Origin of the sequence: Endozoicomonas sp. (assembly GCF_051008435.1) — a bacterium.
Taxonomy (GTDB): Bacteria; Pseudomonadota; Gammaproteobacteria; order Pseudomonadales; family Endozoicomonadaceae; genus Endozoicomonas_A.
Genome location: NZ_JBPCXO010000200.1, coordinates 1 through 11,360, shown reverse-complemented (window position 1 = coordinate 11,360; position 11,360 = coordinate 1). Strand labels below are relative to the sequence as shown.

10 protein-coding genes and 2 pseudogenes are annotated in these 11,360 nt (G+C 46.0%); 5 read left to right on the top strand and 7 right to left on the bottom strand.

Annotated elements, in window-relative coordinates; all coding sequences use genetic code 11:
• Positions 1-240 precede the first annotated feature (240 nt).
• Positions 241-672: a DUF2147 domain-containing protein gene (locus ACR2PX_RS09960; RefSeq protein ID WP_433999205.1), complete on the bottom strand. Its 432-nt coding sequence runs from the start codon at positions 670-672 to the stop codon at positions 241-243.
• 156 nt (positions 673-828) lie between these two features.
• Between ACR2PX_RS09960 and ACR2PX_RS09955 the strand changes: the two genes are divergently transcribed.
• Together ACR2PX_RS09955 and ACR2PX_RS09950 are read left to right on the top strand one after the other, a co-directional pair.
• The gene (locus ACR2PX_RS09955; RefSeq protein ID WP_433999204.1) at positions 829-2,799 is read left to right on the top strand and encodes an NERD domain-containing protein kinase family protein; all 1,971 of its coding nucleotides are present in this window, start codon (positions 829-831) and stop codon (positions 2,797-2,799) included.
• 60 nt (positions 2,800-2,859) lie between these two features.
• The gene (locus tag ACR2PX_RS09950) at positions 2,860-4,035 is read left to right on the top strand and encodes a hypothetical protein (RefSeq protein ID WP_433999203.1); all 1,176 of its coding nucleotides are present in this window, start codon (positions 2,860-2,862) and stop codon (positions 4,033-4,035) included.
• Here ACR2PX_RS09950 and ACR2PX_RS09945 read toward each other — a convergent pair whose 3' ends face one another.
• Positions 4,036-5,247 (bottom strand): aromatic amino acid transport family protein, encoded by a 1,212-nt coding sequence (locus ACR2PX_RS09945; protein ID WP_433999202.1) that lies wholly within the window; start codon positions 5,245-5,247, stop codon positions 4,036-4,038.
• Positions 5,248-5,381: 134 nt separating this feature from the next.
• On the opposite strand from ACR2PX_RS09945, the gene ACR2PX_RS09940 reads away from it, so the two are divergent.
• Both ACR2PX_RS09940 and ACR2PX_RS09935 read left to right on the top strand, forming a co-directional pair.
• Positions 5,382-5,723 (top strand): 5-carboxymethyl-2-hydroxymuconate Delta-isomerase, encoded by a 342-nt coding sequence (locus ACR2PX_RS09940; RefSeq protein WP_433999201.1) that lies wholly within the window; start codon positions 5,382-5,384, stop codon positions 5,721-5,723.
• A gap of 260 nt (positions 5,724-5,983) precedes the next feature.
• A complete protein-coding gene (locus ACR2PX_RS09935) occupies positions 5,984-6,169 on the top strand; it encodes a hypothetical protein (protein ID WP_433999200.1) in 186 nt (61 codons plus the stop codon).
• A gap of 71 nt (positions 6,170-6,240) precedes the next feature.
• Here ACR2PX_RS09935 and hisA read toward each other — a convergent pair whose 3' ends face one another.
• Positions 6,241-6,999: a phosphoribosylformimino-5-aminoimidazole carboxamide ribotide isomerase gene (gene hisA, locus ACR2PX_RS09930; protein ID WP_433999199.1), complete on the bottom strand. Its 759-nt coding sequence runs from the start codon at positions 6,997-6,999 to the stop codon at positions 6,241-6,243.
• A gap of 143 nt (positions 7,000-7,142) precedes the next feature.
• Here hisA and ACR2PX_RS09925 point away from each other — a divergent pair.
• Positions 7,143-7,997, top strand: a pseudogene (locus ACR2PX_RS09925) (S1/P1 nuclease).
• Here ACR2PX_RS09925 and ACR2PX_RS09920 read toward each other — a convergent pair.
• The 4 genes and pseudogenes from ACR2PX_RS09920 to ACR2PX_RS09905 all read right to left on the bottom strand — a co-directional run.
• On the bottom strand, positions 7,998-8,747 hold the full coding sequence (locus ACR2PX_RS09920) for an META domain-containing protein (protein ID WP_433999198.1): 750 nt from the start codon (positions 8,745-8,747) through the stop codon (positions 7,998-8,000).
• Positions 8,748-9,269: 522 nt separating this feature from the next.
• Positions 9,270-10,928 (bottom strand): hypothetical protein, encoded by a 1,659-nt coding sequence (locus ACR2PX_RS09915; RefSeq protein WP_433999197.1) that lies wholly within the window; start codon positions 10,926-10,928, stop codon positions 9,270-9,272.
• Between the two features lie 150 nt (positions 10,929-11,078).
• Positions 11,079-11,222: pseudogene (locus ACR2PX_RS09910) on the bottom strand (SET domain-containing protein-lysine N-methyltransferase); the annotation flags it as partial.
• Positions 11,223-11,251: 29 nt separating this feature from the next.
• Positions 11,252-11,360: zinc ribbon domain-containing protein (locus ACR2PX_RS09905; protein ID WP_433997355.1), on the bottom strand; the 109-nt coding region annotated here is incomplete at its 5' end.

Sequence of the window (11,360 nt, the reverse complement as noted above, 5' to 3'; positions counted from 1 at the left end):
TGGCCATTTTCTATGATTCTTTTCGTTGAATAGCTCGCTATTCGCCTCAAATAATCATAAAAACTGTCTCAAACCGGACTTTTTCTCGCTACGGTCGGCTAAGTCCGACAGACTCCTAGAACGCTCAAGACTGTCGACTCGTTCTACTGACTCTTCAATAGAGAGTATGCTCGAAAGCATAAGTCCGACAGACTCCTAGCAGAGTTTGTGGGCAGACTATTGGTCTGCCCATTTCCCTCTTTACTCAGCCTTAACCCAGACCTGAGTTCTTCCTAAAAGCGCAAAGCCAAGATAACCTCTGACCTCCAGCTTCTCTCCATCCTCAATCAGCTTCATGCTGGCACTGTAAACTTTTCCTGAAGTAGGGTCGAGAATCTTACCGTCGTCGTATTTAGAACCGTCCTTTTCCATACCCCAGATAAAGGTCAGCCCTTCCAGTTTTTGATCCTTTTTCTCGCCCTCACATTTTTCACACACCATGTCTCTGGCTTCAGGATCCAGAATCTGCTCAATCTTTCCCTTCAACTCATTGCCATCTTTCCAGATGGTGACCAGCGATTCCGCTTCATTGGTTTCTTCATTCACCGTTTTCCACTGACCTACATAGCCATTGGCAAACGATAATGCAGGCAGAACCAAAACGGATGCTGTCAGCAGTGCTTTTCTCAACATGAGGCGCTCCTTTTTCTTATTGTTAGTTGTCCTGATAGTAATCGGATCAATGTTAAACGGCCAGCTAAACTATTCTGACAGCCTTGAATGGAATTGATTTCCCCATTACCCATTCAGGATTTTTTTAATCAAGTATTCACTGTTCGGAAGTTGACCATGGCCAAACAAATCAGTTTTGGTGACGCTGTAAATGACTCTGAACGCTGGGCCTTCAAACTGCTCGCCAGCCAGCTTCCTCAAAACTATCTGCTTCTTACCAATATCGAGATACCGGTTCACAGCGGTCAGGCAATGGAAGTCGATGCTCTGATTATTGGCGAGTGGGGGATCTATGTAGTCGATGTAAAAGGTTACATTGGCAGGCTCAGTGCCGGGCAGCATGCCTGGTCTCTGGATGGCAGAAATGTTGATAACTGTCTGGCCAAGGCCAATTACGTTGCCAGAGTGCTGGCAGGTAAGATCAAACACAAAATTCCCGTGGGAGTCTATGCTCCCTGGTGTCAGGGCATGGTCTTTGTCACGGGTCGAAAGGGAGCTGAGATTTCTCTGGAAAAAGACGACGGATCACTGAGTATCTACACACCGGAACAGATCATCTCAGCTCTTACCCACCAGTGGGGTCTCACAGCTCCAAAAAAATTCCCTGTCACAGAAAAACAGAAGGAACATGTACTGGAAACCCTGGGACAGGTTTCTGTGGTCGAGCGCCGCAACAACCGAATACAGGATTTCCATAAAGTGAAATGCCTGTTCATTCAACATGGTATGGAAATCTGGCAGGCTGAATATCAACCTGGCGACTGGTCCGCTCCCTGGCTTTTAAAAATTCTGGTTTCAACCGGTTTTGAAAATCAGGAAATGCAATACACTCAGGAACAGAAACTCAGAGATGAGTTCATGAGACTTCAGAAACTGTCAGGCTGCACAGGTGTTCCCTATTGCGCTCCTCTCATTCAGGACGGCGAGCAACTTGTTCTCCCCATAAAAATGCCCAGAGGTTTACCCTTGAGTGCCTTCAAACCTCAGGAACATACTACCTACCAGTTACTGGAGGCCTTGAGACATTCGGCATTAGCTCTGCAACAAATTCATCGCAGGGGTTATACCGTAGGTAACTGGTCAGAGAACTGTGTTTTCATCACTGATGATGGCGATATTGAATACATCGATATCATCAATGGCTCCACGCTGAATGAAGATATTAAAAATTACGCAGCCCTTTTCTGTTCACTGGCAAAGCAAACCCACCAGCCCCGAATCTACCAGTGGTATGAGCAGGCCGCATTAGGTCGAAATCTTGACCTGGACTGGCTGTGTTGTGACCTGTCCGCGCTGATTGAATTAGGGATTTGTGACAGAGAGCAAAAAGCCATCACTCTTGGAAAAGGAGCCATCGTTGATCATCACTTTCAACTGGAAGAATGCATCCAGATCACTAAAACCAGTCAACTCTGGCGTGCTGAACATATACAGGGACAATATCACTGTGGCCTCTCGATCTATCATCGTATTGACGAACACTGGCCAGAACTAAGTTGCTTGTATCGCAGTCTTTCTCACCTTTTTCATCCACACATTGAGCGGGTTATTGCCTTTGGCCAACTCCCTGCCAGTCAGGATCTTTTTATCGCCCGCTACTGGCTGAAAGGCTGCTCGCTGAATGAGCTTCATCACTATGAAGAACAACAACCCCAAATGTGGTTTGCCCAGTTGCTCACAGGACTGCAGTATCTTCACAGAATGAATATTTTCCATGGTGCTATCTGCCCCCGAAACATCATTTGCAATCCGGTTCGGGCCGTACTGGTGAATTTTGGGGTAGGACTGGATATTGCCGCCCAATCCTACTCAGAGCAGTATGCTGACCCTGACCTTTGGGCCGAAGAAAATGACATAGAAAAAGATTTGTACGGCCTTGTAGCCAGCTTTGTCGATGTTTTGACACCCATCACCCTGAATAATCAGCGATCAAGAGACTGCATCCTGAAAGGACTGGATGCCATTGACCCCAACCTGGTAGGACAGACTCTCTTTGAGGCTTGCCACGCAGTCCTATCATTTAATTTTTACCCTGATTTATCAAAGAGTTATCTATCTCAATTTGGACTAAACTCCTCATCTCTTTGAGGAAAAGTCTTTCCACTGCTCAATCTATAATGAGATTGTGAGAAATAAGAGATTAAAAAAATGGATATACCAGGAAAGTCGCAAAAGCAAGATAGCCTGACCAGCCAGGACAGCGGCCTAGGCTCACTTAAAAATGAAGTACCTAATATTACAGGCAGCTCATTCAACAAGAAGGTACAGACCTTCAGTCCGGATAAAACGATCCAGGAATCACCCGAAGTCCACCAGCCCCGTCAGGATAGCTATATACCTTTGGGCGAAAGACACGTCAGCGGCTTTTATCATGTCAAAGAAGTGGGCATTGGATGGCCCGAAGAAACAAAAACACTCTATGCAAAAGGTCAAAAAATAGTTCGCATGTTCCAGCGACTCAACACCTTACTGGCGGACTACAGCACCTCAGACAGACCAGACCGCTCTCTCCATGCTATGTCAGTCATGCTTGGCAAACCATCCGTTGAAAAGCCCCCAACCAGAGTCCTTGAAGATCGCAAGAGCATGCAGGAACAACTAGCCATTTTAGAATGCAAAGATGAATGGTTGCAGGCAGAGAAAGCAGCCAAAGAAACACTGGACATGATCTCAGCAAGCACAACCCTCTATCCCTATTCAAAAGAAGCGCTCAATGTTTCTAATGAATTACTAAAGAGTCTGGGATCAGAAGCACTTTTGATTCTCAATAAAGTCAGTCAGGGCAGAGGGAAATACAAACCTTCCAAAAGTGAAAAAGCTCTGATCAAAAAACAACAGGAAGAGAGTGCAAGGAATAAAGAGCTCCAGAGTGACTATAACGAAGTATTAACTCAAAGATTAAAACTGCTGGAACCTTCATTAACAGAGCTTGATAAACACATGAATAAGATCAGTCAGAAGCATCAGGAAGAATTTTCTCCCTGTCATGCGGCTGCCAGAGAAGACGTCAGGCTGGTTGATAGTTTAGGTAGAGCCAAAGAGCGTGAAACAGAAAAGGTCAGCTCTGAACTTCTTCTTGGTAGCTCAGGGCTTAGCTCACAGTTGAAATATTTTGCCAAAATCTATTTCGAGTTTCAGGCAGGTGGGGGAAGACAAAAAGTCGAAAAGCCCAGAACAGAAGAAGAAATAAAGGCTCTGGCAGAACAAGCTGAAGTCAATCGTTACCAACCCGATCCTCAAGAGCAAGCTAAAAGTACTTTACCTCCCTTATCACACCAGGATTCAGGCATTGTGAACCCAGACGATCCGGACTTTGAGAGTTGATCAGGAATCCAGCGCAGGCAACCAACCAGAAACAATACCAACCTGTGCGAGAATCACTGTCAGCCCGATCAGACACATAACCATCAACACCAGGTTGCCCCCGGCAACCTGGTAAGGCTCTTCCAGATGCTCCTTACGCACCTCCCAAACCAGTAAAACCGGAATAAAGACTGCAAGAATAACCAGTGCTACTGCGGCATAACCCAGAGTGCTCACAAAGCTGCCCGGAAATAAAACCGCAACAGCCAATGGGAGGCCCAGAGTCAGACAGATAGTCTGGATACGGCCCATGATGGTATTAGGCCTCTGGCTAACCTCTGCCAGGTAGTCAAAAAGACCAATCGCCACGCCCAGAAAAGAAGTGCCTAACGCACAGGCAGTGAAAACACTGATGAGATGGCTGAAGCCAGAATAATTGCTGACTTCTCCGATTCGGTTAATGAGCTGTCCCACTGCATCAGGTCTGGTTTGAAGATCCGTAATCATGAGTGATGACAGGGTACCATTGGTGGCCACCTGCCAAAGCGAGTAGACCACAAGAGGCAAAAGGCTACCCAGCACCAGGGCCAGCCGGAAATCCCTGGGGTTACCTTTTACATACCGCACTACGGTGGGTACAGCACAATGAAATCCAAATGAGGTATAGAGAACTGGCAAGGCGGCTAAGAGCATACCGGGCTCACCCATTTCCAGGGTAAGATTTTCTGCTTCGGCTTCCGGCAGCAAAAGCATCATGATGAACATTAAGAGCATCATCATCAGGAAGAACATCATTCGATTGGCATAGTCCACCACGACTGTGCCCACAACGACCAAAACGGCAATAAACACCGCTACTGCCGTAGCAGACTGGGAAAAACTGAAAGCTACTCCCATCTTGTCTGTAATAGACACCAGCTGCCCGGCACCGGCTGTGATGTAAGCTGAACAGAGTGAGAAATAAAGGAACAGCATAGCCAGAATCGCCACACCCTGACCGGATTTCCCCAACAGTCGGCCCACAACACCATGAAGGTTGTCTGCTTCTGGAACGGCACGACAGGCCTCTGCTATCAGCAGCCCTCCATAGCAGGCCAGCCCTGCCATTAACATCATCAGCACTAAGCCTGACCAGATGCCTGTGGCTGCTGAGACCAGAGGCAAAGCCAGCATGCCCGCCCCAATTGATGTGCCTGCAACCAGCAGGGAGCTTCCCAGTGTTTGACTATTCATTTATTAATTCATCGTACACTTCCCAGATATCAAGAGTAGACAAGAATTCACAGGGTGACTCTTCTCTCTTTTCCTGTTGCCTGAAAGTGGCTTTTGGTAGGCTTGTTTGCTCAACTTCTCAAAGACCATCCTTCATGCCTCACTGCATTATCGAGTACTCTTCAGATATTGAACAAAAGTACTCAATTAAAGAGCTCGTCTCAGGCGTTCATCAAGGTGCTTTGGAATCAGGGCTGTTTAAAGCTGAAGACATCAAATCCAGAGCCTACCCATGCGAGCACTTTCTAACAGCCCGGCCTGAAGAATCTTTTATCCACATTACTGTACGAATCATGGTCGGTCGTACGCCAGCACAAAAGAAAGCTCTAAGCCAAAGAGTGCTGACTGCTGCTGACCAGATCATCCCCGATGTGAATATCCTGACTGTTGAAATTCTTGATATTGATACAGACAGTTATTCAAAACGGATTGTGTAGCGTAAAACTCAATCAGCTCTTGAGCCTCACTACTGCGGACTTCAGCATAAGCATTGTCATCCTTTCTACAATGCCCTGGCAAAACCCCACTCACTGAACTTGATTGTCCACAGCAGTGGTCGATAGTTACGAAGCGATTCATTAACCCTTTCAGGATATCAGTGATTATGAAAAAGCTAATGGCCCTGCTAGCCGCCTCTGTTTTTGCTTCTGTCTGTCACGCTGGTATTGGAGCCTGAAGTGGTATCAACAAACTGACAGTGATCACTGATGCCAACACTCAGGTTGAAGTCTATGACCGTAAAGGAAAGCTGATTGCTTCAGGGGAAACCAACCAGTATGGAAGGGCATGGTTCAAAATTGCTCATTCTCAGGAAGTGAAAATAACCACAACAGGCCAGTCCAGAATTTATCAATACAGAACCCAGTACGATACTGCACGCTAGTCAAACCTCATTAGGGGTTCCAGCCAATGCTTGATGGAACCCCTGACAACGGCTCTTCCTAATGACTTCTCTTAGTCCGCTTTACAACAGGCAACCACATCCTTAAAGGCCAGAGAACCACCAAAAATATCCAGAGCACTGCCAATCGTAATATGAACCTTATTGTCGCCAGCCTTTCTCACTGCCTCAATATCTTCCAGAGTGGCAATACCTCCGGCATAAGTCACTGGCACAGGTGAGTGTCTGGCCAGCAGGGCAACCAGCTCCAGATCAGGCCCCGCCATCAGGCCTTCAACCGAAGCCGCATGAACAAGAAACTCATCACAATAGTGTGCCAGCTTCACCAGCGTTACGGCATTGATTCGGGTATCCGTAAACTTCTGCCAGCGATCCGTCACAATGAAATAATCACCGTCCTTTTTCTTGCAGGAAAGATCCAGTACCAACCGTTCCCGACCTACTGATGCCAGCAGCTTGTCCAGGTTTTCGAAGAATACCTGGCCGTCTTTGAAAACATAGGACGTCACTATGACATGGGAAGCCCCCATCTCCAGATACTGTCTGGCATTCTCTGCCGTGATTCCGCCACCAATCTGAAGCCCTCCAGGCCAACCTGAAAGAGCTGAAGCGGCGGCTGCATCATTTTTGGGCCCCAGCTTAATGACATGACCACCGGTTAACTGTTCCTTACGGTAAAGCTCCGCAAAGTCAGCCGCTGACCGGTCGCTTTCAAAGTTTACCTGGGCAGAATTATCACCATCACGCAGAGAGCTTCCCACTATCTGTTTCACCTTGCCTTCATGCAGGTCAATACAGGGACGAAACTGCATAGCGGAAACTCCTTTCTGTCTTCGTACGAGTGTTATGAAAGGCCTAAATCTAACACAGTAACCGAATTGTGTAAGAACCTTTCTAGCCTTGCCATGCTCTGTCGTTAATACTTGAACTCATCACACTTGAAAATGGAGATGCTATGGGCAGGGGTATATTATTCTTGATGGCAGCCTTGTTTCTCAGTCCAGCCTTTTCCTGGTATGACTCAGGCCACATGATCAGTAGCTGGATCGCCTGGCAGAACATGACGCCCGCCGCTCGACAGCGAAGCCAGGAGCTGCTGGATGTTCTTAAAGAAGCTGAACCCAAAACCCGCCGTTTTATAATTGCTTCCACCTGGATGGACACCATTAAAAAAGAAGGTCTGGCAGTCACTCGATATTGGCATACTGTCAGTGAAGATCAAGTTACCCATGGACTCTCCAATGGGCCTGAAAAGCAAAACAGTATCTGGGTAGCCCAGGAAGCGATTAAAACACTCTCCAGTTCAACCAGTTCACACTTTGCCCAGGCTTTAATGCTAAGAGCCCTTATTCATATCAGCCAGGACCTTCACAGCCCACTGCAGATTTGTGACGATAAAAAGGACAGGCCACCAGAGCATGAAAAATGTTACAAGGCTTTTTCCATTACACCGATTGATTACCAGGGAGAACAGCTGACTAACCTTGCTGCTCTCTGGGACAGTGGATTAACTGCATTTCCTCCTGTTCGCAGCAATCACCCTGAGGCAGAAAAAGTCATCTCGGTTTACGCCAGACAACTCCTGTTGGAAGTTCCCCTGCAGAAACTCCCCGATCTGAAAGAGATCAACCCAGAAAGCTGAGCTCGTGAAAGCCTGAATATACAAAGAACCATAGTTTTTGATCAGATCAAACCAGGGGAGCCTCTCAGCAAAGAGTACCTGCTGAGAGGACAAACAATTTCAAAAGAAAGGATTGTGACTTCAGGCTATCGACTGGCTGAAATCCTGAATCAGGCCTTCAGTCAGTAATCACTGACCCGCTTTCATATCCAGAGGTCGGGAGAGATCAACAATATTGCTGGAAGTACTGCGGGAAATCAGCTTTCCCTTGTGTCTGACTTCGACAGAAACAGAATACGTATGATTAGGCTGAATCAAAGTAGGCGAATAGGGAATTTCAAAGTTTAGAGGAACATCAAGCTCATACTTCAATCTGACTTTCTTCTCTCCGATCAGATTAGACCGAGCATCTTTCTTACTGATATCTCTCAGCTGAATTCTGATATCTGAATCTGCCGGGAAGTAACCAGTAGCCGACTTCACTACACCTTTGACTTCAGCCATTTCAGCAACAAACTTCATCTGTTCCTCGCTGTGACGACTCTTCAGAACCAGCATTTCACCGTTGGACGCCATAGTGTCTGCTTGTTGAAAAGCTGAGAAAAAGGCCATTTCCTGTTTCATAACAGGCTCTGGACACGCCATCATGGTGGAGCCCACCCTGCCAAACTGCAACTCATCCTGCTCCATGGTATAGCTGCCAAAGTAACTATTACAAGGGCCGCGACCGCTAATTTTACCTTCCTTGTCAGAAGCAGACTGAAATTCAAGGGTGATTCTTTTGCCATCTACCGGTGGCTTACCATCCAGGGAGCTCAGTACCCAGGTCTTACCTTCAACTTCGGTGGGTGATACCACCATATTCTTGTCTGATGAACTGCAGGCAGCAAGAAGACTTCCTGCTGCCAGCACCAGAACATAACGGCCCATGGTCCTCATGATTTTACCTTATACCTCACGTGAGACGGTTCCTGATTATCTGCCCTGGCAGAAAGCCAGAGCATAAACCCTGAAGCTGCTCATTGAAAACCGCCAGAAACCTTTATTACCAAGGCCTGACACTAAAAACGGAGCCAGAAAAAAAACAAGACAGGTTCCTGAGCAGACAATGACCTGAAATCATTGACTCAAGCGACATTAACCCGGATAGACATTTCACCTATAAGCGACAAAGAAACAATAAACAGTAGAACATCGTCCAATAACCATCTGGCTGCCTACCTTCTGATAAAACATCAGTAAGTGTAGCAGCCAAATGATTCACTACATCAACTCACTTGCAGACCAGTGTTCCTGAGGAACTGCCTCAGCTTTACGATCAGTCCCAATCCTCATCCATATCCCAATCTGCCAGCTCTTCGGAGCTGTCCTGTGGTTTTTCAGGTTCTGACTGACGAGTCCAATCCTCATCTTCTTCCAGAGTCTGTTGAGGAGGAGTATAAGCAGCTTCAGGTTCAGGCTTTATTTCAGGGGTATTACGAGTCCAATCCTCATCTTCTTCCAGAGTCTGTTGAGGGGGGATGTAGCAGCTTCAGGTCCAGGCTTTATTTCACCGGTATCGGATGAGGGAGGCACTTCTGATCTAGAGAAAACAGACGTCATTATGTAATACAGTCTTGTCATCGAATCTCCAGCCCACTCACGATATTCATGAAGTCGTCCCGGAGAGTTATTCTCGATAGGTTGAGTCTCTGCTCCTGAATCAGAATCATAGACGCCCATAAGCTTGTAAAAAGAAGGAGCTCTTTCATAGACTGGATTCACCCCACTGGCTACCCAATGCCAAATCCAGTTCTGGCTCGCCAATGACTCCCCGTATCCAATATCTTTAGCTACCGAATCATAAGTACTGTAAAGGTAAGCTCCAGAGGCTGTCAGTAGTGTTTTCATCGCAAACGACAAGCCTTTGTGTTTCGGCTGATACAAAAGACCCTCACTTATCGCAATACTAAAAAGTGCGGCCAGGACAGTAATAGCTACCGTGGAACCATTTTCAGTATAGGTTTGAGTTGCCATGTTATAAATCCATTCCGGAAACTCATCAACATGTGAAACAAAGACCAGAACAACCAGGGGTTCCATTACTTTTTCTACATCGACCGTTGCATCAATGGCATCTCTTCGAGAAAGCCCACCCGTAATGCACTTATTGATCCCTTTTTTAGTCAGATAAAAAGCTCCGTCGTAGGCTATCGCTCCAAAAAAAGCGACGCCTCCTGCTACTGTTCGGTAATTAAGGAGTCCATCGGTTCCTCCAATACTATTGCCTGTATAGTTCAGAGCATCAGCAATTCTTCCCATCCCCTCCGTTGTGATTGGAATGACAACCAGCGAGATCACTTCAGATTTAATAGAACCTACGTTGGTGTGAGCTAAAGCTTTATGAGTTAAGTGATGACTCATAACCCCTGCGCTGGCATCCATAAGAAAATATTGCCAGCTATCACAGACATCTTGCCAAAATAATTTCTGTTCCTCATTATCATCAGGATCATCTCTCTGTCTGCTCAGAGTGGAATCCAGCGCTATTCCAACAAATCCATCTGTAGTTAATACTAATAACCCAGCATTAAGGAATGAAGCCAAAGCATTTGCTCTCGTCTTACTTTCCTCAAAGCTGTTTATGTCTAAGTCATGGCCGGCATGAAAAATAACAATACCCGCTGCCGAGTATTTTAAAATCGACTTCCATATACCTTCTTTTTTGATCTGTTCAATGACGGTATTAGCAACAAAATCGCCAGCTGACGCCACAGGAGCGAGAAGAAGGCACATTTCTTCAGGCTCATGGGATGCATAAGCTACTGGAGTGTGTATGACAGTATGCGCTAACATCTCCGGCATCCAGTGCCTTCGATAAACCCCTTCGCCATGTTTCTTCAATAGTCCATTCAACGGGTGTATCAGATTCTGGCACACTTTATAGAAAGAGACAGTCTTGGCAGCATTAGTAATCAGTGTAACGCTCATTTCAGCTGGCACAGAGTACTCTGAGTGCATTGAATACTCAGATGCTTCATACTCTTCTTTATTCGTCACATCAGAATAAGAAACTGTAGAAAGAGTTGTTAAATATACAATTAATCCAAAAAATGAAAAATTATTTAATATTCTGTTCATTACTATCTCCCGCACCGCATCCGGAGGAGATTAGTAATAAAATCAAAAAAACAAACCATTTAATTAACAAAAAAATGATTTAACATTCACATCAAACCTTAAACTCTCCTTACAATAATATTGAACAATCATTAATTTAAAACCCTGTTTTTATGGTTCCCATTGAATGCCTTCCCAGAGAGGTGACTGGTCATTAGGCGATCCATTATAATTAATGGTAATTTCTTCATTGGGCCGAATTTTTTTAATAGCAATGAATTCAATCACCCTGTCATCCATATCAAACCGATAAAGCGCATTGGGTGTTTGACATCCTCCCCGCCCTAAAGGACGGGGATTCCTACAGCTAGACGGTCATGCCCGACCGCAAGAATGTTTCTTGCTGCGTTTACGTCACGCAGATGTTCAGCTCCGCACTCTGAACAGACCCAT